A 23,513-nucleotide genomic window follows, 5' to 3' on the forward strand; every position below is an offset into this window, starting at 1 on the left:
GCGGTCGGGGTGCTCGCCGACCCCGCCCACGCCGCCGCGCTGCTCGCCGCCGGCACCCAGACACCCGCCGCCCAGACACCCGGCACCCAGACACCCGGCGCCCAGACACCCTCCGAGGAGACGCCCGGGGCGGGGTCGGGGAGGGCCGCGAGGCGGTCACGGCGGGGTGTGCACCTCTTCGTCCATGTCACCGAGCAGTCCCTGCACGGTGCGCTCGGGGGTGAGGTCGCCCGGGTCGAGACCACCACCGGCGGCGCGGGCCGCCCGGTGCTGGCCCAACAGGTCGCCAACTGGTGCGGCCGGGCCGAGACGGAGGTGAGGGTCACCAAGGTCATCGACCTCAACCAGCCCGTGAGCGTCGACCGGTACGAAGTCGGCGCCCGGATGGCCCTGCGGGCCACCCTGCGAGAACCCACCTGCGTGTTCCCCTGGTGCTCCCGACCAGCCCGACAGTGCGACAAGGACCACTGCACGCCCTACGCCGAAGGCGGCGAGACCTGCGACCACAACCTCGCCCCACTGTGCCGGCGACATCACCGGCTCAAGACCCACACCGCCTGGACCTACGAACGCCTGCCCCTCGACATCGGCTGGCGCTGGACCGACCCCCACGGCATGCGATACCTCCGCGACCACCACGGCACCAGACCGTCATCAACAAGAGCCAGACCGCGCGCCGCTTAGCGGTGCACCAAACGGGCACGCCGGAGCGCTCGTCGCATGCTGCAGCGCCGGCAGGTCCGGGAGATCGTCGCGGTCGAAGCTTCGCAGCTGCAACGTCACGAGAGGGAAGCCTGCCGACGCGCGTCTCTGTCGCACGGCTATCGGCGCACGCGCAGGTCAGCCGTCCAGCTGCTCGGCCATGATCACGCGCAGGCTGGTGCCCGCGGCGACCTCGACGAAGGAGTGCGGCTGGAAGACGGTCAGGCCAGCACCGCGCAGTCGTTGGAGCACCGGCAGCACCTGGTCGGCCGCCTCGCTGTCGCTGCAGAAGACGTAGACCTTCTGCCCGTGGTTCAGGACGTCGACCAGCACGGGAGCGCCGGCCTGCACCGAGCCCCACTTGCGGTCTTCCTTCACCGGAGAGTCCGGGCCGATTCCGGCGACGGTCCTCGCGAGCACGACCATCGCGGCCCAAGTGTCCTCGTCAGAGGGCGCCCCCTCCAGCCCCTCCACCCGGAAAAGGGCGTCCTCGAGGTCCGCGTCGTCTGGATGGACACGCACAGCGGTCAACTCGAGTGCAGTAATCCCTAGATCATGGCACTCCACTCCTAGTCCACCTCTGGCGCTCTGCAGGCAGGTCCCGCAAGGGTGCGTTTCTAGGATCGTCCTCATGTGGACTCGTTCTCGGGAGGTCGCCGCACCGGCCGCCGTCGTCTGGACGCTGCTGACCGACGTACGCCGGTGGCCCGAGTGGGGGCCGACCGTCGCCGAGGCGCAGCTGGAGGCCGGCACCAGCATTCGCCAGGGCGCCACCGGGCGGGTGCGCACACCGGTCGGCGCCTGGCTGCCCTTCACCGTCACGTATTTACGCGCAGACGCTGCTGGAGGGTCGTGGTCCTGGAAGGTCGCGGGCGTGCCGGCCACCCGACACGAGGTCCTCGACCTGGGCGGCGAGGCGTCACGGGTGCGGTTCGCGACGCCGTGGTGGGCGCCGGCGTACGTGCCGGTCGTCGAGCTGGGGCTGCGACGGCTGGGTGCGCTCGCGGAGCGGGAGCAGTCTTCTGGGCAGACTTCTGGGCCGGCACCCACAGCAGGTGGGCGGTGAGCATGAAGGCGGCGACGGCGCCGTTGATGCCGTGCAAGAACCACACCGGCCCGAAGGGCAGGCTGGCGATGTAGACGGTGTAGACGAGGTTGCCGGCGTTGGCGAGCGCCAGGTTGCCGCGGCTGTAGGACGCGACGTCCCGGGTCGTGATCGCCCGCCAGACCATGGGCAGCGAGCTGCTCACGAAGAGGACGGTGCTGGCCGAACCGGCCAGGGTCGCGGGGCTCATCCGCGGCGCTTGCGCCGGCGACGGCGCCCGGTCTCCTCGAACCGGGAGCGGGCCTCGGCGCGACGGGCGAGCTCGTCGTTGCGCTGGCGGGCCTGGTGAACAGCGAGGGTGTAGTCGAGCAACATGGTGGTGTCTCCTTGTCGGCCGGCCCGCGTGTTCGGGCCGGTACGACGAAGGCTGCGCGCCACCGCTGCCACTCCGCTGTCGACGGACTGACGCGCAAGTGTCGGCGAGCAGACACTTCAGTCGCCCGCGCTGACACCCCCCTGACGCACGCCCGCGAGGTCGGCGACGACCCGCCGCGCGACGGTCTCGAGATCCAGGCCCTGGGCCCGGCGCCAGACCGCGTCGACCTGGTCGGTTCCCAGCACGGTGCGGGCCCGGTTCATCGCGCGCGTCATCCGCTCCGCCTCGATGCCGTACGACGGCCGGTCCGGCGTGTGCGCGGTCGTGGCGGCGACCACCTCCACCGCCGTCTCGAAGAGGTGCAGCCGGTCGAGCAGGGAGACCGCGTTGCGCAGGCAGGTGATGAAGAGGTTCTGGTTGCCCGAGCCCAGCCACAGCTCCACGGCCTCGATGGTCCGCGACAGCGTGGTGTCGTCGAGGCCGCCGACCCGCCCGCGCAACGCCGTCTCCGCAGCCATGGAGACGCCGACCACCAGCCGGTTGCCCGTCTCACGCGCGATCGCCCGCGCCCTCGCGAAGAGCTCCAGCGCCTGCTCGGGCTCGTCGGCCGCCACCGCCTCGGCCTCGGCGTAGAGCGCCATCGCACGCACCGACGGGTTCACTACCAGGCCCTCGTGCTCGCGGAGGAGGGCGAGCTCGGCCGCGGTCGGCCCCTCGGCGTACGTGCGGGCCAGCAGCATCCCCGCGACGGCCTGCACGGCGTCGCTGTGCCGCTCGGCCCTCAGGGCGTGCTGGGCCGCGCGCTCGTACACGGCGTACGCACGGTCGAGGTCGCCGGTCGCCAGCGCGACGTCGCCCGCGGTCTCGAGCGCGAGGTACGCCGACGGGTCGTCCTCACCCCCGGCCGCTTCGATCGCCTGCCGGGACAGCGCGGTGGCGCGGACCTGGTCGTCGGCCATCCACCAGTACGCCGTGGCGGTGGCCAGCACCCGGGTCGTCGCGACGCCGGGGTGGCCGGACTCGAGCAGCATCGTGGCCCAACCGAGGACGTCGGCGCGGACTCGCCAGTAGCCCCACTCGTAGAGGTCGGGCACGATCTCGACGGCCTCGTCGGCGTGGCCGCTCTCGACGGCCCAGAGCACCGCCAGCGCGAGCTCGGGCAGCAACCGCTCGACCTGCCCGCCCCACCAGCCGGCGTAGCGCCCCGCGAGTCCCACGCGGGCCAGGGCGGCCTGGTCCCGCGCCCACCGCGCGTGGGCCAGGCTCGCCGCCTCGGCCTCGGCACCCTCGAGCCGGTCGCGGGCGAACGCACGGACCGTCTCGAGCAGGCGGTAGTCCAGGTCGTCCGACCGCGCGGGCCGCACCACCAAGGAGCGCTCGACGAGTCCCAGGACCTGCTCGGCCGAGTCCGGGCCGAGCACCGCCTCCGCGGCGTCGAGGTCGAAGGGGCCGGCGAAGACCGACAGCCACCGCAGCGCCCGTCGCTGGTCCTCGTCGAGGAGGTCGTAGGACCAGTCGATCGTGTCGGCCAGCGTCTGGTGCCGGGCCGGACCCCGCCGGTGGTGCGAACGGAGCAGGTCGAGCCGGTGGTCGAGCCGGTCGCGGAGCGTGCGCAGCGGCACCACACCCACCCGGCTGGCTGCGAGCTCGATGGCGAGGGGGAGCCCGTCCAGGCGACGGACCAGCTCGTTCACCTCGCCCAGCACGTCAGGCGTGACCTCGAGCTCGGGCGCCGCCGCCCGGGCGCGGTCGAGGAACAGCGCGACCGCGGGCACGTCAGGGTCGGCGCTGTCGTCGGTCGGCAGCCGCAGGGGGGCGAGGGGGCAGACCTGCTCGACGGGTACACCGAGCCGTTCGCGACTGGTCGCCAGGACGCGGATGCCGCCGCCTACCGCCGTTGCCCACGCGACCAGGTCCGCGGCCGCGCCGAGCACGTGCTCGCAGTTGTCGAGCACCAGCAGCCCGGACGCGGCCGCGAGCCTGCCCTCCAGCGCGGCCTCCAGGCTGCCGCCGACGAAGACCTCCACGTCGAGCGCAGCAGCCACCTGGGCGCGCACGCCCGCCTCCGTGGTGACGCTGGTCAGGTCGACCCACCAGGCGGGGGTCGTGGACGCCATCACCTCGCGGGCGAGCGAGGTCTTGCCGACGCCGCCCGGACCGAGCACGGTCACGCAGCGGTGCAGGGTCAGCAGACGGCGTACCTGCTCCAGGTCGGCCTCGCGGCCGACGAGTGCCGAGGCTCGCACCACCACCGGAGCAGCGACGGCGGGCGTGGGCGCCGGCGTGCGCTCGAGCACCTCCCGCTGCGCCTCCTCGAGCTCGGGGGAGGGATCCAGCCCGAGCTCCTCGGCCAGCGCCGCGCGGTGGGCAGCGAAGACGGCGAGGGCGTCCGCCGAGCTGCCCAGCCGGTGCAGCGCGCGGATCAGCAGCAGCGCCGGCCTGTCACGCAACGGCTCGCCGGAGACCAGCGGGCGCAGCTCGTCGGCTGCCTCCTGGGCCCTCCCCAGCGCGAGCAGCGTCTCGGCGTGCTCCTCCCGCGCCGCCAGCAGCGACTCCTCCAGGCGCAGCGCCTCGCCCTGGGCGACGTCGTCGGCGAACCCCGCCCAGGCCGGTCCTTGCCAGAGCCTCAGCGCCGCGTCGTACGCCGCCAGCGCACCGACCGGGTCGCCGGCGACCAGCCCACGGGCGCGGGCGAGCGTGGCGACGAACTCGTCCGCGTCGACGGACACGTCGGCGAGGTCGAAGCGGTAGCCCGCCGCCACCCGCTCGAGCCGGGCCGCTGCTGTTCCGAGCGCCCGACGGGCGCGACCGACATTCGTGTGGAGTGCCGCCCGGGCGTCGGCGGGCAGGTCCTCGCCCCACACCTCGTCGACGAGCCGGTCGTCGGTGACCACGCGTCCGCGGGCGACGAGGAGCGCGGCGACCAGCCGGCCGGGCCGCCCCGGCGGCAGCGGCTGCGCCCGGCCATCGAGCTCGAGGAGGGGGCTGCCGAGCACCCGCAGCACGACGCCGACCTCGAAGTCTCCCGGGCCGGTCCCGTCCATGCCCGCAGGATGCCGTACTCGGTCGCGCACTGTCAGCGTCGTGTGCGCCCAGTGTCAGCGGCCGGGCCGACGCTCCGGTCATGACGACCCTCACTCCGGACCCCACCGTGACGACCGATCTCGCCGACCGGCTCTTCGACTCGATGCTGGGCACGCTCGACGTGCTGACCATCCACGTCGGCGACCAGCTCGGTCTCTACGACCTCCTGCACCGCCGCGGCCCCCTCACCGCCGCCGAAGTGGCGGCCGGCGCCGGCATCGACGCCCGCTACGCCCGTGAGTGGCTCGAGCAGCAGACCGTCGCCGGCCTCGTCTCCACCGAGGACGCGAGCGCAGCCGCCGACGTACGCCGCTATCACCTCACCGACGAGCACGCCTCGGTGCTCTGCGACCGCGACAGCCTGACCTACCTCACTCCTTTCGCGCGGATGCTGGCCGCCGCGGCGATGCGACTGCCCGAGCTGCTCGACGCCTACCGGACCGGTGGCGGGGTCGGCTGGAGCGACTTCGGCCCCCTGATGCGCACCGCGCAGGCGGACGCCAACCGGCCGCTCTTCCTCCAGGTCCTCGGCTCGGACTGGCTGCCGTCGGTGCCCGGTCTCGACGCCTTGCTGCGCGACGGCGGCAAGGTCGCCGACATCGGCTGCGGCGACGGCTGGTCGTCCCTCGCCATCGCACGGGCGTACCCGCAGGTGACCGTCGACGGGTACGACGTCGACGCCGACTCGATCGACGCGGGTCGGGCGCAGGCGGAGGCCGAGGGGCTGGCCGACCGGGTCCGTTTCGTCCTCGCGGACGCCGGCACCGTCCCCGCGGCCGGTGACTACGACCTGGTCTCCATGTTCGAGTGCGTGCACGACATGCCCGACCCCGTCGGGGTGCTGCGCTCGGCGCGCCAGATGGCGAGCCCGGACGGCTGCGTCCTCGTGATGGACGAGAAGGTGCCCGACGAGTTCACCGGACCCGGCGACCCCGTCGAGCAGCTGATGTACGGCATCTCGATGCTTGTCTGCCTGCCCGACGGCATGTCGCACCGCGACTCGGTCGGCACCGGAACGGTGATGCGCCACGACACGCTGCGCGGCTACGCCCGCGCGGCGGGCTTCGCCGACGCCGAGGTGCTCCCGGTCGAGCACGACATGTTCCGGTTCTACCGGTTGGTCTAGCGAACCTCGCACTCGACGGGAGTGCTGCAGTCCTTCAGCGGGTGCACCTCCAGCATCGCGCCGTCGGGACCGTAGGTCACCACCCGCGCGAGCTCGCCCGGCACGTTCGCCCAGAACATCGAGTCACCGGGGGACACGGTGTCGTAGGCGACCTGGCCCGGCACGACACCACCGTCGGTGAGGAGGAAGTCGACCCGGGCCACCTCGCCGTCGACGCCGGCGATCCAGAACTTCGTCGGTCGACTCGTCGTGAAGTCGTCCCGACCGCCGAAGATCTCCATGCCCGACCCTTCCTCGAGGAAGTCGTCGGTACCCATGCCCCAATCGACGTACAAGTCGTCGCCGGTGCGGTGCATGAGCGTCGGTGTGCAGGGGTCGTGCTCGCCGCTCGGCCCGGCCCCGTCGCCGGGGGCGACGCAGCCCAGCCACGCGGTGCCCTCGGACACGTGGATGCCCGCGGCGAAGGTGCCGACGGACCAGCCTTCCTCGGGGTCCGCCCCGCCACGCTCGATGCGCTGGACGCCGTCGTGCAGCCACTCGGGGAAGGTCCCCTCGGGAAAGCTCGTCACTCCTGCATAGCTGGTCGCAGGGAGCGCGATCGGCTCTCCCACGAGGACCTCCGGATCGATCGGCAGCTCAGGCTCCGACACGACGTCGGGGTCCGGGAGCACCACCTGGTACGCCGACACCTTGCGGGCACCGGGGATCTCGCGGAGGGCTCGCTCGGCCAGCGGGGACAGCTTCGTCGGCACCGGCCGGTCGGCGCTCCGGTCACGACCGATCGCAGCGCCGTCGCCCAGGCCGGTGACCGCCCAGCCGAGACCGGCCACCAACGCCAGCGTGGCGACGCCGGCCCCGGCGGAGGCGAGGCGGCGCCGCCGGCGGTAGCGCCGGCCGGCGAGGTGGATCGCGTCGAGGCGGTCCGGGCCAGGCAGCGCCGAGTGGTCGTCACCGTCACCGCGGAGCTCACGCTCCAGCTCGAGAAGCGTTCGGGTCATCGGGCACCTCCTGTGCCGGTCGACTGGGCCCTCTCCACGCTCAGCGCATCGACGCGGAGCTTGGCGAGAGCGCGGGAGAGCGTGCTCTTCACGGTGCCGGCGGCCACGCCCAGCTCGCGGGCGACGTCGGCCTCGGAGAGATCGAAGTAGTGGCGGAGCACGACCACGCGACGCTCGCGCTCGGTCAGGGCCGCGAGCAACCGGACCACCTCGTCGCGGTCCTCGGTCCGTGCCGACGTACGCGCCGGGTCGGCGCGGTCAGGCAGCGCGTCGCGCACCTCGACCGGTCGCTTTCGGCGCATGCGGTCGATGTTGAGGTTGACCAGGACGGTGCGGGCGTAGGCCATCGCGTCGTCGCGGCGCACGTGCCGCCAACGGGCGTAGGTCCGCGCCAGCGCCGTCTGCACGAGGTCCTCGGCGAGGTGGTGGTCGCCGCAGAGCAGGTACGCCGAGCGCAGCAGCCGCGGCCACGCGGCGACCGCGAACTCGTCGAACCCGTCGGGCTGCCTGCTCACGCCGGGACTCATCCTGGACTCATCCCTGGACTCACCTCCACAGTCTCAAGTACGCAGGGGCGGCTGGTTAGGTTGAGAGCGTGCGCCTGCCCTCGATCCCCGCCGTCTCCCACGTCCCCGGCGTCGCCGAGCTGACCGGTCTGGTCGAGCAGGTGCTCGCGGCCGGACCCAGGCTGGCCGCGCTGCTCGCGCAGGCCGACCGGCTGGTGCGGGAGATCGACCGGCTGGTCGGTGAGGCCGACGGGCTGGTGCAGCGGATCGAGACCACCCGCGCGGAGGCGCAGCGCGTGGTCCGGCTCACCGACAACACCCGTCTGCGCGCCGACAAGCTGGTCGCCGCGTTCGAGCCGCACCTCGGCCCGCTCGAGCGTCTGCAGCCGACGCTGGAACGACTGGCCGACACCACCGATCCAGCCGAGGTCGACGCCCTCGTCGCGCTGATCGACACGCTCCCGGTGCTCGCCGGCCAGGTCGAGGGCGACGTGCTCCCGGTGATGCGCTCGCTCTCCAGCGTCGCCCCCGACGTGCACGACCTCCTCGACCTGACTCGTGAGCTCAACGCGATGCTCGGCAAGGTCCCCGGCCTGGGCCGCATGAAGCGCAAGGTCGACGAGCAGCAGTCCGACGAGTGAGTCCCGAGTCCGGCGACGATCGGCGCCGGTGACTTCGCAGAACTTTCTGCTGACCCGGGAACACCCGCTGGAAGACTTGCGTTAGAGCCCATGAACGAAGTTGAGTTGAGTTGGCTCAACTTGTTTGCCAGACTCGCCGTGCCCGGCGCAGGATGGCGCTCGCAACTCCCACAGTCCCAGTTCTGGAGGAACCACTCATGGCACGAGCCGTCGGCATCGACCTCGGCACGACGAACAGCGTCGTGTCCGTCCTGGAGGGCGGCGAGCCCACCGTCATCGCCAACGCCGAAGGCGCCCGCACCACCCCGTCGGTGGTCGCGTTCGCCAAGTCCGGCGAGGTGCTGGTCGGTGAGGTCGCCAAGCGCCAGGCCGTCACCAACGTCGAGCGGACCATCCGCTCCGTCAAGCGCCACATGGGCACGGACTGGTCCGTCGAGATCGATGACAAGAAGTTCACCCCTCAGCAGATCAGCGCCTTCGTGCTGCAGAAGCTCAAGCGCGACGCCGAGGCCTACCTCGGCGAGACCGTCACCGACGCGGTGATCACCGTGCCGGCGTACTTCTCCGACGCCCAGCGCCAGGCGACCAAGGAGGCCGGCGAGATCGCGGGCCTCAACGTCCAGCGCATCGTCAACGAGCCGACCGCCGCCGCGCTCGCCTACGGCCTCGACAAGGGCGACGACCAGACGATCCTCGTCTTCGACCTCGGTGGCGGCACCTTCGACGTGTCCCTGCTCGAGATCGGCGAGGGCGTGGTCGAGGTGAAGGCCACCTCGGGTGACAACCACCTCGGTGGCGACGATTGGGACAACCGCGTCGTCGACTGGATGGTCAAGAAGTTCAAGGACGGCAACGGCGTCGATCTGGCGGCCGACAAGATCGCCAAGCAGCGCCTCCAGGAGGCCGCCGAGAAGGCCAAGATCGAGCTGTCGTCCTCGAGCGAGACCACCGTCCACCTGCCCTACATCACGCACGGCGAGTCCGGCCCCCTCCACTTCGAGGAGAAGCTCACCCGCGCCGAGTTCCAGAAGCTGACCGCCGACCTGCTCGACCGCACCCGCGAGCCGTTCAAGTCCGTGCTCAAGGACGCCGGGGTCAACGTCAGCGCGATCGACCACGTCGTCCTCGTCGGCGGCTCCACCCGCATGCCCGCCGTGACCGAGGTCGTCAAGGAGCTGCTCGGCGGCAAGGAGCCCAACAAGGGCGTCAACCCCGACGAGGTCGTCGCCGTCGGCGCCGCGCTGCAGGCCGGCGTGCTCAAGGGTGAGGTCAAGGACGTGCTGCTCCTCGACGTGACCCCGCTCTCCCTCGGCATCGAGACCAAGGGCGGCGTGATGACCAACCTCATCGAGCGCAACACCACGATCCCGACCAAGCGGTCCGAGATCTTCACGACCGCCGACGACAACCAGCCGTCGGTCGAGATCAAGGTCGCCCAGGGCGAGCGCGCGATCTGGTCGGAGAACCAGCCCCTCGGCAACTTCGAGCTGACCGGCCTCCCGCCGGCGCCGCGCGGGGTGCCGAAGATCGAGGTCACCTTCGACATCGACGCCAACGGCATCGTCAGCGTCTCCGCCAAGGACCACGCGTCCGGCCGCGAGCAGTCGATGACGATCACCGGCGGCAGCGCGCTCAACAAGGACGAGATCGACCGGATGGTCCGCGAGGCCGAGCAGTACGCCGAGGAGGACGCCAAGCGCCGCGAGGCCGTCGAGTCGCGCAACCAGGCCGACGGGCTGGTCTACACCACCGAGAAGTTCCTGACCGACAACACCGACAAGATCCCGTCGGAGGTCAAGGACGAGGTGCAGGCCGACCTCGACGCCCTGAAGGCGGTCCTCGCCAAGGACGACGCGACGCCTGAGGAGATCCAGGCTGCGACGACCAAGCTCGGCGAGACCAGCCAGAAGATGGGCGCCGCGATGTACGCCGCCGCCGAGGCCGACCAGGCCGCCGCCGGTGGGTCCACGGGCGCGACGGGGGAGGCCGACGACGACGTCGTCGACGCCGAGATCGTCGACGAGCCCGCCGCCGGTGACGCCGCTGACAACGCGGGTGACGACCAGAAGAGCGAGGGCTCGGACAAGTGACCAAGCGCGACGGATCCTTCGGGGACGCCGCCGCCGAGATGGCCAACGAGACCGAGGTCGAAGGGGTCGAAGAGGTCGAAGAGGTCGTGGAGGACTCGGCGCTCGAGGGCGTCGAGCCTCCCGACACGGCCCAGCTCGAGCAGGCTCTGGCGGAGCGGACGACCGACCTTCAGAGGCTGCAGGCGGAGTACCTCAACTACAAGCGCCGCGTCGACCGCGACCGTGACCTGATCCGCGAGAACGCGACGTACGCCGTGCTCACGCCGATCGTCGACGTGCTCGACAACATCGACCGGGCACGGGAGCACGGGCCGCTCGACGAGGGCTTCAAGGCCGTCGCCGAGCAGCTCGAGCGGATCGTCGGCGGGCTCGGGCTCACCAAGTTCGGGGAGCCCGGTGATCCGTTCGACCCGACGCTGCACGACGCGCTCTCGCACATCGGTGAGGACCCCGAGGTGAGCGTGCCGACGGCGAAGGTGGTGGCCAAGGCCGGCTACAAGATCGGCGACCGCGTCGTGCGGGCCGCACAGGTCCTGGTGGTCGACCCCCCGCAGGAGTGAGCACCACGCAACGACAGGACGAGGGGAGGTGAACGCGCATGGCTGACGGTGGTTCCGACGGGTCGGGATTCCGCAACGACTGGCTGACCAAGGACTTCTACAAGGTTCTCGGTGTCGGCAAGGAGGCGAGCGCGGAGGAGATCAAGAAGTCCTACCGCAAGCTGGCGCGCGCCAACCACCCCGACTCCAACCCCGGTGACACCGCCAAGCACGAGAAGTTCAAGGCCGTGGCCGAGGCCTACGACGTCGTCGGCGACCCCGACAAGCGCGAGAAGTACGACGAGATGCGTGCGCTGGGTCCGGCCATGAGCGGCGGGTTCGGCGGTTATCGCGGCGGCGGCGGGAACGCCGGTCCGGGGTTCGACATCAACGACCTGTTGCGCGACCGGTCCGGCGGGTTCGGCGACATGTTCGGCGACCTCTTCGGCGGGGGGCGCTCGCGGCCCCAGGCGGCTCGTCCCACGAGGGGCGGCGACGTCGAGACCAGCGCCACCCTTTCCTTCACCGACGCGATGAACGGCGTCACCATCAGCCTCCGGCTCAGCTCGGACGCGCCCTGCGAGACGTGCAAGGGCACCGGCGGCAAGCCCGGCACCAAGCCGCACATCTGCCCGACCTGCGAGGGCGCCGGGTTCGTCGTGGCCTCGATGGGCGGCGCGTTCCAGGTCAACGAGACCTGCCCCGGCTGCGGTGGCCGCCAACTGGTGTACGACGAGCCCTGCCCGACCTGCCACGGGTCCGGGCGCGGGCTGTCGTCGCGGACCATCCAGGCCCGCATCCCGGCCGGCGTGAAGGACGGGCAGCGGATCCGGTTGCGCGGCAAGGGCGCGGCGGGGGAGAACGGCGGTCCGCCCGGCGACCTCTACGTGTCGGTGAAGGTGACGCCGCACCGCCTCTTCGGACGCAAGGGCGACAACCTCACCCTCGACGTGCCGATCAGCTTCGACGAGGCAGCCCTCGGCGCCGAGGTGCGCATCCCGACGCTCGGGGGCGCGCCGGTGACCTTGAAGGTGCCCGCCGGCACCCCCAACGGCCGCACCTTCCGGGTGCGGGGCAAGGGCGCCCAGAAGTCCGACGGCACCAAGGGCGACCTGCTCGCCACCGTCGAGGTGCAGGTGCCCGCACAGCTCGACACGACCGCCCGCCAAGCAGTCGAGGCCTACCGTGCCGCGACGTCTGCCAAGCCGCTGCGGGCCAACCTCTTCTCGGCCAGCAGCGGCGAGGCGTCGTGATGTCCGGCTTCGGGTCGCCGCCAGACCCCGAGTCGGCCGTCTATGTCATCTCCGTCGCCGCCGAGCTCACCGGCCTGCACCCACAGACCCTCCGGGCCTACGAGCGGATGGGCCTGATCACCCCCGGCCGCACCGGCGGTGGGGGCCGTCGCTACTCCTTGCGCGACCTCGAGCTGCTCCGGCTGATCGCCGACCTCACCTCGGCCGGCATCGGCCTCGAGGGCGTTCGCCGCATCCTCGACCTCGAGAACCAGGTCGCGGCCCTCCAGCGGCGCAACGGCGAGCTGGTCGCCGAGCTCGACGCCACCCGTGAGGCGCTGCGCCAGGCGCTCTCCGGCAGCGGGCCGGTGCTGCCCGCCAGCCGGCTGCCGATGCTGCGCGACCCCTCGCCGGGCCAGTCGGTCGTCGTCTGGCGCCGCCAGCACTCCTAGGGCGACTACAGCTCGAGGGCGAGCAGCTCCTCGGGGTTGCCGTCCCGCAAGGCCGCGATCTCGGCGTACGCCGGGTCGTCGCTGTCGAGGTCCGCGAGCCGGCGGTGCAGGGTGACCATCACCGACAGGACCGCGCCCATCTCGGCGCGCAGCCAGGGCTCGTCGCGCTCACGCCAGGACACCCCGCCGTACGTCACCTGCGCGACCTGCTGGCCGGCGCCTCGGCAGTCGAAGGCGACGCAGCCCGGCCAGCCGGACTCCTCCAGCCGGTGATGGATCCGGCAGCGGTCGGCCCCCTTGACGAGCTCGAGGTTGGCGCAAGGCTCTCCGCCAACCTTGTCGGCGCCGAACCCGTCCTGCGTCCGGAACGGCAGCAGCACGCAGCACAGGCCGAAGCAGCTGTCGCAGTCGGGCGTCAGGTCGACGGGGTCCATGACCCCATTGTGATCGCGAAGCGGGGTCGGTCGGTTGTCTGTACCAGCCACGATTTGTCTCTACACGGCCCCGGGGATCAGAACGTCCAGCTGGCCAGGAAGACCAAGCTCGCGACGTTCGTGCTCGACGGCGGGCTCTACCGCGACGCCGACAGCGACCCGCTCGGCTACACCTGGCGCTCGTCGACCGGGGCCGTGGTCGGGACCACCAGTCAGGTCTCCTTGCAGCGTGCGGCCGGGAAGTACGTGTTCACCCTCACGGTCACCGACGGGCGTGGCGGCTCGGCCAGCGACACCGTCGTCGTGACGGTGCGCCGCTGATCCCGAATTCCCAGAGTTGAGGGGAATCGACTCAACTTCTGGCGTGTTCTCCTCTCAGACACAACAGTGGTCTCGACTTCGCTCGACCACCGTGAACCAGGGAGGATCTTGAGTTGAGCCAGTTCGGAGCCGAGAAGTTCACCACCCGCAGCCGCGAGGTGATCGAGGCCGCCCAGCTGTCCGCCACGACCGGCGGCAACACCAACACCGAGCCGATCCACCTGCTCGTCGCGCTGCTGAAGCAGGTCGAGGGCACCGCCCGCGCGCTCGTCGCCAAGGCCGGCGTCGACGCCGACGCGCTCACCGCGAAGGCGCAGACCGCGCTCGACGCGTTGCCGAGCGCCACCGGCCAGACCGTCCAGCAGCCCGCCGCCTCCGCCGCCCTCACCCGGGTGCTGGCCGCCGCTCTCGACCTGGCCAGCTCGATGAAGGACGACTACGTCGCCACCGAGCACCTGCTCATCGCGCTCGCGACCGTCGAGTCGACGGCGCGCAAGGTGCTGACCGACGCGGGGCTCACCGCCGACGGGTTGCGTGACGGGCTGAGCGCCCTGCGCGGCAACCGCCGGGTGACCAGCCCGGAGGCGGAGTCGACGTACGAGGCCCTCGACAAGTACTCCGTCGACCTCACGAAGGCCGCCGAGGACGGCCGCCTCGACCCGGTCATCGGCCGCGACGCCGAGATCCGCCGCGTCATCCAGGTGCTCTCGCGGCGTACCAAGAACAACCCCGTGCTCATCGGCGAGCCCGGCGTCGGCAAGACCGCCGTCGTCGAGGGCCTCGCCCAGCGGGTGGTCGCCGGCGACGTGCCCGACTCCCTCAAGGGCCGCCGGGTGCTGAGCCTCGACCTGGCCGCGATGGTCGCGGGCGCGAAGTACCGCGGTGAGTTCGAGGAACGGCTCAAGGCCGTCCTCGAGGAGATCAAGGACGCCGGCGGCCAGGTCATCACGTTCATCGACGAGCTGCACACCGTGGTCGGAGCGGGTGCCGGCGGCGACTCCGCCATGGACGCGGGCAACATGCTCAAGCCGATGCTGGCCCGCGGCGAGCTGCACATGATCGGCGCGACCACGCTCGACGAGTACCGCGAGCGCATCGAGAAGGACCCCGCCCTCGAGCGCCGCTTCCAGCAGATCTTCGTCGGCGAGCCCAGCGTCGAGGACACCATCCAGATCCTGCGCGGCATCCAGGAGAAGTACGAGGCACACCACGGTGTCCGCATCACCGACGCCGCCCTGGTGGCCGCCGCGACCCTGAGCGACCGCTACATCACCGGCCGGCAGCTGCCCGACAAGGCCATCGACCTCATCGACGAGGCGGCGTCCCGGCTGCGCATGGAGATCGAGTCGTCGCCGGAGGAGATCGATCAGCTCCGACGGTCGATCAACCGACTCAAGATGGAGGAGTTCGCGCTCCTCAAGGAGACCGACGACGCGTCGGTCGAGCGGCTCGCCAAGCTGCGCTCCGACCTGGCCGACGCCGAGGAGGAGCTGCGCGCCCTCGACGCCCGCTGGGAGCAGGAGAAGACCTCGCTCGAGGGCGAGGGAGAGCTGCGCCGCCAGCTCGACCAGCTGCGCATGGAGGCCGACCGCAAGCTCCGCGAAGGCGATCTCGCCGGCGCCAGCGAGATCAGCTATGGCCGCATCCCCGAGCTCGAGAAGAAGATCTCCGAGGTCGAGAAGGCCGACGTCGGGGCCGAGACGCTCGAGAAGCTCGTCGGCGAGGAGGTCGGCCCCGAGCAGATCGCCGACGTCGTCGAGGCCTGGACCGGCATCCCCACCGGCCGGATGCTGCAGGGCGAGACCGCCAAGCTGCTCGAGATGGAGTCGGTCATCGGCAAGCGGCTGATCGGCCAGTCCGCCGCGGTCAACGCGGTGAGCGACGCCGTACGCCGCTCGCGCGCAGGCATCAACGACCCCAACCGGCCGACCGGCTCGTTCCTCTTCCTCGGTCCGACCGGCACGGGCAAGACCGAGCTGGCCAAGGCCCTGGCCGACTTCCTCTTCGACGACGAGCGGGCGATCGTCCGCATCGACATGAGCGAGTACTCCGAGAAGCACGCCGTCGCGCGGCTGGTCGGGGCGCCTCCCGGCTACGTCGGCTACGACGAGGGCGGCCAGCTCACCGAGGCCGTCCGGCGCCGGCCGTACTCCGTGGTGCTCCTCGACGAGGTCGAGAAGGCCCACCCCGAGGTCTTCGACATCCTGCTCCAGGTCCTCGACGACGGCCGCCTGACCGACGGACAGGGCCGCACCGTCGACTTCCGCAACACCCTGCTGATCCTGACCAGCAACCTCGGCTCGGCGTATCTCGTCGACCCGACCCTGGACCCGGAGAAGAAGAAGGAGTCGGTGCTGGCGCTGGTGCGGGCGAGCTTCAAGCCCGAGTTCCTCAACCGTCTCGACGAGGTCGTGCTCTTCGACGCCCTCACCAGGGACGAGCTGGCCAAGATCGTCGACCTGCAGCTCGCGCTGCTGGAGAAGCGGCTGGCCGTCCGCCGGATCGTCATCACCGTCACCGACGCCGCGCGGGCCTGGCTCGCCGACACCGGCTACGACCCGGCGTACGGCGCTCGGCCGCTGCGCCGCCTCATCCAGACCGCGATCGGTGACCCGCTGGCCAAGCTGCTGATCGGCGGCAAGGTCGGCGACGGCGGGAGCGTCACCGTCGATCGCTCCCAGGAGCCCGGGGCCGGCGACGGTCTCACGCTCACCACCTAAATGATGCAATGACCATGTGAGGACCCCGTGACTGAAGCCGTTCCCGAGCGCCCGCGCCAGGTGACCCTGGCCGCGTGGACGATCATGGGCGGCTCCTTCATCGTCCTGCTGCTCACCGTCGAGCTGATCAGCAACCTGCACTCCCTGCAGACACGGGAGTCGGTGCAGACCTTCCTCGACGAGCCCCCCGGTGACGGCCTGGGCATCTCGGTCGAGAGCGCGCTGACCGTGATGAGGACCTTCGCGATGGTGGCGGCGGGGTGCGCGACGGCGGCCGGGATCCTCGGCTACCACGTGCTCCGGCGGCACAAGCCGGCCCGGATCGCGCTGACCGTGCTCGCCGTCCCGCTGCTGGTCACGGGGATGGTCACCGGCGGCTTCTTCTCGTCGCTGGTGGCGGCCTCGGCCTTCCTGCTCTGGCTGCCGCCCGCGCGCGACTGGTTCGAGGGGCGCGAGCCGCCGAAGCGGGTCAAGCCGGTGCATCCGGCGTTGGCGCCGCCCGGCGGGTCGGCAGGTGAGCAGCAGTCGTCCGCGATCGCCCCGCAGACCGGCGAGCCGCGCCCCATGAGCGGGTTCGGCGCGCAGGCCGGCGGCTCTCCGGCGTCCTCCACCACGCCGTTCTGGGCGCCGTCGAGCACCCGCCCGCAGTCGGTCGTGTGGGCGTGCTCCTTGACCTGGCTCTTCTCCGGCCTGGGCATCGTGCTGATGGCGATCGGGCTGGTCTACTTCGTCGCCAACAGCGACCCGATGCTCGCCGAGATCCGCGCCCAGAATCCCGAGGTCGGCGAAGCCGGCCTCACCGACGACATGATCGTGGCGGCGACCCTGCTGATCGGCTTCGCGGCGATCGTGTGGGCGATGGCCGCGATGGTGCTCGCCTTCCTCTTCTACCGCGGCGTCTCGTGGTCCCGGCTGGTGCTGCTGATCTCGACCGGGGGCGCGGTCGGCCTGCTGGCCTTCGGTGCGCTGACCCAGTGGGCGCTGATCGTGCCGTTCGTCGCGGCCGCGTTGACCTTCTCGATGCTGCTCCGCCCCGAGTCGGCCGCCTGGGTCAACCGCCCGCCCGTCAACCGCCCGCCCGTCGATCGCCCGCCGGTCAACCGCTGAGGTTGCTCCACACCTCGTCCGCGTCGGGCAGCACGTCGATCTCGTCACGTACCCGCTGGGCGGCAGCGAACCATTCCGGTCCCGAGGTCACCGTCTCGACGGCCGCGCGCACCGCCTCCACGGTGTAGTTCTCGGGAGGGACGACTACCCCGGCTCCAGTCCTCGCCATCAGTGCGGCGTTCTCCGGTTGGTCCGTCCCGCGGGGGACGGCGACCTGAGCGAGGCCGTGGCGAAAGGCGCCGAGCATGGTGCCGGACCCCGAGTGCGACACGACGAGGTCGGCGTGGGGCAGCACGGAACCCTGGGGCACGAAGGCGGCGAGCGTGACGTTGGCTGGCAGGGGGCCCAGCTCGTCGGGGTCCACCGGCCGCCCGGTGGTCGCGAGCACGTGGCCGTCGTACTCCGCCAGTCCCGCGAGCCCGGTGGCCAGGTCGGCGGCGTCCTCGTTCTTCACCGTGCCGAGGGTGAAGTAGGCCAGCGACCTCTCACGGCGCAACAGCTCGGCGACGTCGGGAGAGACCGGCCCGCGCTCGCCCGAGCTCGGTCGCAGGGGCAGGCTCGCCGTCCACGCGGGTGGGCCGTCGGGCCGGAGTGCGGGCGGGCAGATGTCGAGATAGGTCTCCTGGGAGAGGGTCGCCCACAGGTCGTCGTCACCGGCGGCGGCCCCGGCCGGTCCGGCGAGATGGGCGTAGAACGGGAACATCGGCCCGAAGCCGTGCACCACGCTGCGCACGCCGAGGCGCCCGGCGAGGATCGAGCCGCCCAGCTCGAGGACCTCGTGGACCACCAGGTCAGGTCGCCAGTCACGGGCCATCGCCGTCAGGTCGTCGAGCCGTCGTCCCGCAGGCGACCCGAAGAGCGCGATGACCCCGTCGAGCATCTTGTCGCCCGGGTGGCCCGGGTCGGCCCAGATGCGGTTGTGCTCGGCCCAGCTCTCGGTCCACGGCGGCCCGGCCGGCCGTGCGTCGAGCCCGCGGTCGCGCAGCGGGTCGACCAGATCGGGACCCGTGGCGACCCGCACGTCTGCGCCCGCTGCCATCGCGGCGCGGATCAGGGGCAGCATCGGGAGTGCGTGCCCGTACGCGGGGCACGAGGTGAAGAGCACCTTCACGCCGGTCATCGTGCCATCTACTTCCGCAGGTCCGCCTCCTGCAGACGGCGTACGCCGTCCTCGATCACCGCGGAGTCCTTGCAGAAGGCCCAACGGACCAGGTGCCGTCCGGCGCCGGGCGCGTCCGGGTCGTCGTAGAAGACCTGCGCCGGCACCGCCACCACCCCGGCCCGATCAGGCAGCGCCAGGCAGAACTCCAGGCCGTCGTCCCAGCCGAGAGGGGCCACGTCCGTGGCGGCGAAGTAGGTGCCTTCCGGGATCCGGGGCGTCAGGCCGGCCTTCCCGAGGCCGGCGCAGAGCAGGTCGCGCCGCCCTTGGAGGTCTCGTGCGAGCTCGCGCGGGAAGTCCGGCTCGTGGTCGAGCGCGTGCGCGATCGCCGGCTGGAGGGGCGAGCCCGACGTGAAGGTGAGCCATTGCTTCGCGGCCAGCAGCGCGCCGACCAGCGCGGCCGGGCCGGTCGCCCAACCGACCTTCCAGCCGGTGAAGCTGTAGGACTTGCCGGCGCTCGACAGCGTCAGCGTCCGCTCGCGCATGCCCGGCAGCGTCGCGATCGGCACGTGCTCGTGGACGTCGAAGACCAGGTGCTCGTAGACCTCGTCGGTGATCACGACCAGGTCGTGCTCGACCGCGATCGCCGCGACGGCCTCCAGCTCGGCGCGCGTCAGCACGGTGCCGGTCGGGTTGTGCGGGCTGTTGAGGAGCACGAAGCGGGTGCGTGGCGTCACCGCCGCACGGAGCTCGTCGGCGTCGAGGCGGAAGTCCGGTGCGCGCAGGGTCACCGGGCGGCGTACGGCGCCCGCCATCTGCATCATCGCGACGTAGGAGTCGTAGTAGGGCTCAAGGACGACCACCTCGTCGCCGGGGTCCACCAGTCCGAGCAGCGCGGCCGCGACGCCCTCGGTCGCGCCGGTGGTGACGACGACCTCGGTGTCGGGGTCGAGCTCGATGCCGTAGTGGCGCTGCTGGTGCCGGGCGACCGCGTGCCGGAGCTCGGGCACGCCGAGGCCGGGGGCGTACTGGTTGCGGCCCTCGTGCAGGGCGGCCACGGCGGCGGCGATCACGTCCGGTGGGCCGTCGACGTCGGGGAACCCCTGGCCGAGGTTCACCGATCCCGTCGAGATCGCGAGGGCCGACATCCGCGAGAAGATCGTGGGCGCGATGCCCTCGAGTCGCTTGGCGAGCACGGCTGCGAGACTACGCGCGTGATCCCGGACCCCAACCTCGCCTCCGACATCGACGCGATCTGCCGGCTGACCGGCGAGTTCACGCTCCGGTCTGGCCAGGTGTCGTCGGAGTACTTCGACAAGTACCTCTTCGAGTCCCAGCCGGCACTGCTCGTCCGGGTGGCCGAGCAGATGGAGTCGCTGCTGCCGGCGGACACCGAGCTGCTGGGCGGTCTCGAGCTGGGCGGCATCCCGATCGCCACCATGGTCAGCGCCCGCACCGGCCTGCCGGCGCTCTTCGTCCGCAAGAAGGCCAAGGAGTACGGCACCTGCAAGCTGGCCGAAGGCCCTGACGTCGCCGGGCGCCGGGTGACGCTCGTGGAGGACGTCATCACGACCGGCGGCGCCGTCCGTGACGCGACGCGGGCGCTGCGGGAGGCGGGTGCGGTCGTCGAGGTCGTCGTCTGCGCCATCGACCGCAGCCCGGCCGGGGAGAACCCCCTCGCCGACGTGGGCCTCGAGGTGCGGCCGGTGCTCACCAAGGCCGACCTCGACGCGGCGCGCGCGCGGTAGCCGCGCGGCGCGACGGCGCTCAGCTGCGGGGGCGGGCCTTCTGGACGCGTTCGAGCTCGGTGTGACGCATCATGCCGGCGAGCACGATGGCGGCGAAGGAGTAGAAGAAGAACATGATGCTGCCGAGCTGCGCGCTGACGGCGAGGCACAGGATCGTGATGAACAAGAAGATGTTCGCGATGGTCACGTTCGTCATTGGCTCGGCCCCCCGGCTCGCTCGGACCCTACTTAAGTTAGGGCCGCCCTGCGCCTGGGGATAGAGGCACAAGGTCAAATCTCTAGTCGGCGTCGATCCCCATGACGTCGCGGTCGGGACGGCCGTCGAGGTCGTTGTCCTCAGCAGCCTGAGACGAGGTACGCCGGTGCCGCCACCACTCGTACGCGATCGGGATCACCGAGAAGGCCAGGATCACGATGATCGCCTTGTCGATGTTCTCGCCCAGGGACGGGAAGGCGCTGCCGAGGAAGTAGCCGAGCAGCAGGATGCTGAACACCCAGAGCACCGCACCGACGAAGCTCCAGAAGAAGAAGCGGCGCCGCGGCATCCGCGTCACGCCGGCGACGACCGTGATGAACGTCCGGACGAAGGGCACGAACCGGCCGATCACCAGCGCCTTGTTGCCGTGCTTGTCGAAGAAGACCCGGGTCTGGTCGAAGTACTTCCGCTTGAGGATGCGGCCGTCCCGCTCGTACATCGGTGGCCCGATCTTGCGGCCGATCTCGTAGCCCACGACGTTGCCGAGGAAGGCCGAGCCGGTCAGCAGCACCGCGGCGATGGCGATCTCCGCGTGCGGACCGCCCGGGAAGAGGTTGACCTTCTCGGCCGAGATGAAGAGCCCGAGCGCGAAGAGCAGGGTGTCGCCCGGCAGGAACGGGAAGAACAGCCCGCACTCGATGAAGATGATCAGCAGGCTGATCCAGAAGAACTGGCTGTCGAACCGGTCGAGCAGCCAGTTGGGGTCCATCCAGTCCATGCCCAGCAGCAGGGGCTGGACGGGCACTAGCTGCAGCGGCCCCGTCACGACGCCACCCTAGCCGCCGGACATGAGGGCGAGCCTGGTGGCGTGCAGGGCTAGCCTGCCGGGCATGAGCCTCCCGATCGCCGAGCCGTTCCTGGCGCCCGCCTCGATCTCGGCGTTCTGAGTCGATGGCCAGCGCCGACGACGAGCGGGCGCCGTACGACCCGATGCCGCACGGTCCCGCCGAAGTGGGCGTCGGGCCGTGGGAGGGTCCGTGGCCGGAGGGGGAGGAGTACGACGCCCAGCTGCTCGAGCACGGCGACCGGCGCAACGTCGTGGACCGTTATCGCTACTGGTCGCTCGAGGCGATCGTGGCCGACCTCGACACCCGTCGGCACGACTTCCACGTCGCGATCGAGAACTGGCAGCACGACTTCAACATCGGCACGATCGTGCGGACCGCCAACGCGTTCCTTGCCGCAGAGGTGCACATCGTCGGCAACCGGAGGTGGAACCGCCGGGGTGCGATGGTGACGGACCGCTACCAACACGTCCGGCACCACGCGACGCCGGCCGACCTGGCGGCGTACCTGCACCAGCTCGCCCCGCAGGTCCGGCTGCTCGGCATCGACAACCTGCCGGGCAGCGAGCACCTCGAGACCACCACGCTCCCGCGCCACGTGTGCCTGCTCTTCGGTCAGGAGGGCCCGGGCCTCTCCGGCGCCGCTCGCGAGGCCTGCGACGGCACGTTGTCGATCGCGCAGTTCGGGTCGACCCGCTCGATCAACGCCTCGGCGGCCGGGGCGATCGCCATGCACACCTGGATCCGTGCGCACGCCGACCTCCGCGGCGAAGCCGCCTGGCGAGGCTGAGAGCAGCCCCCACCCGACGCCTCCGTCAAGATGCTCCTCCGGGTGTGGCGAGCAGGTCCTGGAGCCGGGCGACCCCGCGCGAGGTGTGGCTCTTGACCGTCCCGGTGGCGACCCCGAGCTCGGAGGCGGTCTCCTCGACGGAGAGGCCAAGCCAATGCCGCAGGACCACGCACTTGCGCTGCATCTCGGGCAGCTCCTGCAGGGCGTCGATCAGCGCGTCGCGTTCCTCGGGTGCGAGGCCTTCCCTGGTCGGCCGCTCCTCTGCAGGGAGGCCCGGCCGTTCGCGGCGCCAGGGCCGGCGGGACTCGTCGATCGTGGTCCGCACGATGATGCGGCGCACGTAGGCCTCCTCGCCGCCGCGGTTGTGGATGCGCGGCCAGGCGACGTACGCCTTGAGCAATGCGGTCTGGAGGATGTCGTCGGCCTTGTGCCAGTCGCCGCACACGGCGTACGCCACCCGGCGCAGGTGGGTGCGCCGAGCGGTGACGAAGGTCGAGAACTGCTCGTCGCGGGTGCTCACGGGAATTGCCTGAGCTCGAGACGTTCTCTGACGTAGGTCAGGAACTCGTCGATGGTGTCGGCGTCGATCTGGTTCGCGCGGACCGGAAAGTAGTGAGTCTCCTCAGTCTGCTCCGATGTCCGCACGAGGACGAAGTACCGCTCGCCGCTGGCGTCGTCCGCGACGGCGACGTGCGCCAGCCACCCCTCCGGCGTGAACTCGTCGTCGATGTAGAGGTCACCGCGCTGCTCGACGATCGTGGCGCCCTCGCGGGGCACGAGCACCCTCCCGCCGGGGCCAGGCTTCGACACCACCAGCCAGTCGGCGTCGCCGTAGATGAGCTGCTGGACCTCGACCCAGCCGTCGAAGGTCCGCTGCTCCACTTCGCGAGGCGAGACGTGGACACCGAAGCTCGTGTCGTTGTCACCGTCCCAGGTCGCGAGCTCCCAACGCTCCTGGCCCTGGACGTCGAGTCGAAGGGCGACGGAGGCGTCAGGGAGCGCGTAGCCCAGCGGGTTGTCGACCTGGTCGAGCACCTCCACGCCCTCGTCGAGGGCGAGCGTCCCGGCGTCGTACCTCGCGTAGGGCGGCCCAGGCGCCCCCGGCGTCGACACCGACTCGGAGGGTGACGGCGTCGGGTCGGTGGCGATCGAGCGACTGGCGTCGGGCTCGGGGGACAGTGTGGCGGCGGCGCCCACACCGACGAGGAGCACCAGCGCGGCCGCGACCGCCCCGAGGCGAAGTCGCCGGCGGCGCAGCGCCCCGTGTGCGTTGTCGAGGAGCCCGCCGAGGTCGCGGTGCGGCGGCTCGTCGGGGGCTGCCGACAGCGCCCGCTCCAGTTCGGCGGTGACGTCCACGTGATCCCTCCTCGAGCCGGCAGTGGTGCCTCTTGTCCACTGAGACGGGACGGGCGGCGCATCGGTTGTCAGCGACTAGGGTCGTTGCCGAGTCACCCCAGACCTC

At 71.5% G+C, this 23,513-nt stretch carries 25 protein-coding genes; 13 read left to right on the forward strand and 12 right to left on the reverse strand.

The features are described from left to right. On the forward strand, window positions 1-684 hold a 684-nt coding region (locus ABD295_RS12435), incomplete at its 5' end, for an HNH endonuclease signature motif containing protein (RefSeq protein WP_344304059.1). 156 nt (window positions 685-840) lie between these two features. On the opposite strand, the gene ABD295_RS12440 is transcribed toward ABD295_RS12435, so the two are convergent. Beyond that, on the reverse strand, window positions 841-1,224 hold the full coding sequence (locus ABD295_RS12440) for a hypothetical protein (RefSeq protein WP_344304060.1): 384 nt from the start codon (window positions 1,222-1,224) through the stop codon (window positions 841-843). A 109-nt stretch (window positions 1,225-1,333) separates the two neighbouring features. Between ABD295_RS12440 and ABD295_RS12445 the strand changes: the two genes are divergently transcribed. Next, window positions 1,334-1,768: an SRPBCC family protein gene (locus ABD295_RS12445; protein WP_344304061.1), complete on the forward strand. Its 435-nt coding sequence runs from the start codon at window positions 1,334-1,336 to the stop codon at window positions 1,766-1,768. A 225-nt stretch (window positions 1,769-1,993) separates the two neighbouring features. Here ABD295_RS12445 and ABD295_RS12450 read toward each other — a convergent pair whose 3' ends face one another. Both ABD295_RS12450 and ABD295_RS12455 read right to left on the reverse strand, forming a co-directional pair. Next, on the reverse strand, window positions 1,994-2,122 hold the full coding sequence (locus ABD295_RS12450) for a hypothetical protein (protein ID WP_344304063.1): 129 nt from the start codon (window positions 2,120-2,122) through the stop codon (window positions 1,994-1,996). Window positions 2,123-2,239: 117 nt separating this feature from the next. Then, on the reverse strand, window positions 2,240-5,167 hold the full coding sequence (locus tag ABD295_RS12455; protein ID WP_344304064.1) for an ATP-binding protein: 2,928 nt from the start codon (window positions 5,165-5,167) through the stop codon (window positions 2,240-2,242). Between the two features lie 80 nt (window positions 5,168-5,247). Between ABD295_RS12455 and ABD295_RS12460 the strand changes: the two genes are divergently transcribed. Beyond that, window positions 5,248-6,333: an SAM-dependent methyltransferase gene (locus ABD295_RS12460; protein WP_344304065.1), complete on the forward strand. Its 1,086-nt coding sequence runs from the start codon at window positions 5,248-5,250 to the stop codon at window positions 6,331-6,333. Here ABD295_RS12460 and ABD295_RS12465 read toward each other — a convergent pair. Both ABD295_RS12465 and ABD295_RS12470 read right to left on the reverse strand, forming a co-directional pair. Next, window positions 6,330-7,331, reverse strand: coding sequence for a hypothetical protein (locus ABD295_RS12465; RefSeq protein ID WP_344304066.1), 1,002 nt, complete (start codon window positions 7,329-7,331; stop codon window positions 6,330-6,332). The genes ABD295_RS12460 and ABD295_RS12465 overlap by 4 nt on opposite strands. Beyond that, window positions 7,328-7,846: a SigE family RNA polymerase sigma factor gene (locus ABD295_RS12470; RefSeq protein ID WP_344304067.1), complete on the reverse strand. Its 519-nt coding sequence runs from the start codon at window positions 7,844-7,846 to the stop codon at window positions 7,328-7,330. The genes ABD295_RS12465 and ABD295_RS12470 overlap by 4 nt, the downstream gene beginning before the upstream one ends. Window positions 7,847-7,926: 80 nt before the next feature. Between ABD295_RS12470 and ABD295_RS12475 the strand changes: the two genes are divergently transcribed. The 5 genes from ABD295_RS12475 (at window position 7,927) to ABD295_RS12495 (ending at window position 12,791) form a co-directional block, all read left to right on the forward strand. Further along, window positions 7,927-8,478: a hypothetical protein gene (locus ABD295_RS12475; protein ID WP_344304068.1), complete on the forward strand. Its 552-nt coding sequence runs from the start codon at window positions 7,927-7,929 to the stop codon at window positions 8,476-8,478. Window positions 8,479-8,675: 197 nt separating this feature from the next. After that, window positions 8,676-10,568, forward strand: a complete 1,893-nt coding sequence (dnaK, locus tag ABD295_RS12480; RefSeq protein WP_344304070.1) for a molecular chaperone DnaK — start codon at window positions 8,676-8,678, stop codon at window positions 10,566-10,568. Then, complete coding sequence (gene grpE, locus ABD295_RS12485) at window positions 10,565-11,128, forward strand: nucleotide exchange factor GrpE (RefSeq protein WP_344304071.1); 564 nt, start codon at window positions 10,565-10,567, stop codon at window positions 11,126-11,128. The genes dnaK and grpE overlap by 4 nt, the downstream gene beginning before the upstream one ends. 38 nt (window positions 11,129-11,166) lie before the next feature. Next, window positions 11,167-12,360, forward strand: coding sequence for a molecular chaperone DnaJ (dnaJ, locus tag ABD295_RS12490; protein ID WP_344304073.1), 1,194 nt, complete (start codon window positions 11,167-11,169; stop codon window positions 12,358-12,360). Then, window positions 12,360-12,791, forward strand: coding sequence for a heat shock protein transcriptional repressor HspR (locus tag ABD295_RS12495; RefSeq protein ID WP_344304074.1), 432 nt, complete (start codon window positions 12,360-12,362; stop codon window positions 12,789-12,791). The genes dnaJ and ABD295_RS12495 overlap by 1 nt, the downstream gene beginning before the upstream one ends. Window positions 12,792-12,796: 5 nt before the next feature. Here ABD295_RS12495 and ABD295_RS12500 read toward each other — a convergent pair whose 3' ends face one another. Next, complete coding sequence (locus ABD295_RS12500) at window positions 12,797-13,225, reverse strand: hypothetical protein (RefSeq protein ID WP_344304075.1); 429 nt, start codon at window positions 13,223-13,225, stop codon at window positions 12,797-12,799. A gap of 54 nt (window positions 13,226-13,279) precedes the next feature. On the opposite strand from ABD295_RS12500, the gene ABD295_RS12505 reads away from it, so the two are divergent. The 3 genes from ABD295_RS12505 to ABD295_RS12515 all read left to right on the forward strand — a co-directional run bounded on the left by ABD295_RS12505 (window position 13,280) and on the right by ABD295_RS12515 (window position 17,373). Next, window positions 13,280-13,546, forward strand: coding sequence for a PKD domain-containing protein (locus ABD295_RS12505; protein WP_344304076.1), 267 nt, complete (start codon window positions 13,280-13,282; stop codon window positions 13,544-13,546). Between the two features lie 113 nt (window positions 13,547-13,659). After that, the gene (clpB, locus tag ABD295_RS12510; protein WP_344304077.1) at window positions 13,660-16,266 is read left to right on the forward strand and encodes an ATP-dependent chaperone ClpB; all 2,607 of its coding nucleotides are present in this window, start codon (window positions 13,660-13,662) and stop codon (window positions 16,264-16,266) included. A 27-nt stretch (window positions 16,267-16,293) separates the two neighbouring features. After that, window positions 16,294-17,373 carry a hypothetical protein gene (locus ABD295_RS12515; protein ID WP_344304078.1) on the forward strand — a complete coding sequence of 360 codons (1,080 nt, stop codon included), beginning with the start codon at window positions 16,294-16,296 and terminating at the stop codon, window positions 17,371-17,373. Here ABD295_RS12515 and ABD295_RS12520 read toward each other — a convergent pair. Together ABD295_RS12520 and ABD295_RS12525 are read right to left on the reverse strand one after the other, a co-directional pair. Beyond that, window positions 17,363-18,493, reverse strand: coding sequence for a glycosyltransferase (locus ABD295_RS12520; RefSeq protein WP_344304079.1), 1,131 nt, complete (start codon window positions 18,491-18,493; stop codon window positions 17,363-17,365). The two genes, ABD295_RS12515 and ABD295_RS12520, sit on opposite strands and share 11 nt — an antisense overlap. Window positions 18,494-18,501: 8 nt before the next feature. Further along, on the reverse strand, window positions 18,502-19,668 hold the full coding sequence (locus tag ABD295_RS12525; RefSeq protein ID WP_344304080.1) for a pyridoxal phosphate-dependent aminotransferase: 1,167 nt from the start codon (window positions 19,666-19,668) through the stop codon (window positions 18,502-18,504). Window positions 19,669-19,686: 18 nt separating this feature from the next. On the opposite strand from ABD295_RS12525, the gene pyrE reads away from it, so the two are divergent. Next, entirely contained in the window at window positions 19,687-20,220 is a 534-nt protein-coding gene (pyrE, locus tag ABD295_RS12530) for an orotate phosphoribosyltransferase (RefSeq protein ID WP_344304081.1), read from the forward strand. A 19-nt stretch (window positions 20,221-20,239) separates the two neighbouring features. Here pyrE and ABD295_RS12535 read toward each other — a convergent pair whose 3' ends face one another. Together ABD295_RS12535 and ABD295_RS12540 are read right to left on the reverse strand one after the other, a co-directional pair. After that, a complete protein-coding gene (locus tag ABD295_RS12535) occupies window positions 20,240-20,416 on the reverse strand; it encodes a hypothetical protein (RefSeq protein WP_344304082.1) in 177 nt (58 codons plus the stop codon). Window positions 20,417-20,498: 82 nt separating this feature from the next. Beyond that, a complete protein-coding gene (locus ABD295_RS12540; RefSeq protein WP_344304083.1) occupies window positions 20,499-21,242 on the reverse strand; it encodes a DedA family protein in 744 nt (247 codons plus the stop codon). A 125-nt stretch (window positions 21,243-21,367) separates the two neighbouring features. Between ABD295_RS12540 and ABD295_RS12545 the strand changes: the two genes are divergently transcribed. Then, window positions 21,368-22,051: a TrmH family RNA methyltransferase gene (locus ABD295_RS12545; protein ID WP_344304084.1), complete on the forward strand. Its 684-nt coding sequence runs from the start codon at window positions 21,368-21,370 to the stop codon at window positions 22,049-22,051. A 25-nt stretch (window positions 22,052-22,076) separates the two neighbouring features. On the opposite strand, the gene ABD295_RS12550 is transcribed toward ABD295_RS12545, so the two are convergent. Beyond that, window positions 22,077-22,571 (reverse strand): SigE family RNA polymerase sigma factor, encoded by a 495-nt coding sequence (locus tag ABD295_RS12550; protein ID WP_344304085.1) that lies wholly within the window; start codon window positions 22,569-22,571, stop codon window positions 22,077-22,079. Continuing rightward, the gene (locus ABD295_RS12555) at window positions 22,568-23,407 is read right to left on the reverse strand and encodes a hypothetical protein (protein ID WP_344304086.1); all 840 of its coding nucleotides are present in this window, start codon (window positions 23,405-23,407) and stop codon (window positions 22,568-22,570) included. The genes ABD295_RS12550 and ABD295_RS12555 overlap by 4 nt, the downstream gene beginning before the upstream one ends. Window positions 23,408-23,513: the final 106 nt, after the last annotated feature.

The sequence above is a fragment of the Nocardioides bigeumensis genome (genome assembly GCF_039531755.1).
GTDB lineage: Bacteria > Actinomycetota > Actinomycetes > Propionibacteriales > Nocardioidaceae > Nocardioides > Nocardioides bigeumensis.

Excerpts from the sequence above, each read along its gene's own strand:
- ABD295_RS12455 (WP_344304064.1), bottom strand. The coding sequence starts at position 5,167 with ATGGACGGGACCGGCCCGGGAGACTTCGAGGTCGGCGTCGTGCTGCGG.
- ABD295_RS12495 (WP_344304074.1), top strand. The coding sequence starts at position 12,360 with ATGTCCGGCTTCGGGTCGCCGCCAGACCCCGAGTCGGCCGTCTATGTC.
- ABD295_RS12520 (WP_344304079.1), bottom strand. The coding sequence starts at position 18,493 with ATGACCGGCGTGAAGGTGCTCTTCACCTCGTGCCCCGCGTACGGGCAC.
- ABD295_RS12465 (WP_344304066.1), bottom strand. The coding sequence starts at position 7,331 with ATGACCCGAACGCTTCTCGAGCTGGAGCGTGAGCTCCGCGGTGACGGT.
- ABD295_RS12545 (WP_344304084.1), top strand. The coding sequence starts at position 21,368 with ATGGCCAGCGCCGACGACGAGCGGGCGCCGTACGACCCGATGCCGCAC.
- ABD295_RS12450 (WP_344304063.1), bottom strand. The coding sequence starts at position 2,122 with ATGTTGCTCGACTACACCCTCGCTGTTCACCAGGCCCGCCAGCGCAAC.
- dnaJ (WP_344304073.1), top strand. The coding sequence starts at position 11,167 with ATGGCTGACGGTGGTTCCGACGGGTCGGGATTCCGCAACGACTGGCTG.
- ABD295_RS12445 (WP_344304061.1), top strand. The coding sequence starts at position 1,334 with ATGTGGACTCGTTCTCGGGAGGTCGCCGCACCGGCCGCCGTCGTCTGG.
- ABD295_RS12500 (WP_344304075.1), bottom strand. The coding sequence starts at position 13,225 with ATGGACCCCGTCGACCTGACGCCCGACTGCGACAGCTGCTTCGGCCTG.
- ABD295_RS12460 (WP_344304065.1), top strand. The coding sequence starts at position 5,248 with ATGACGACCCTCACTCCGGACCCCACCGTGACGACCGATCTCGCCGAC.
- ABD295_RS12535 (WP_344304082.1), bottom strand. The coding sequence starts at position 20,416 with ATGACGAACGTGACCATCGCGAACATCTTCTTGTTCATCACGATCCTG.
- dnaK (WP_344304070.1), top strand. The coding sequence starts at position 8,676 with ATGGCACGAGCCGTCGGCATCGACCTCGGCACGACGAACAGCGTCGTG.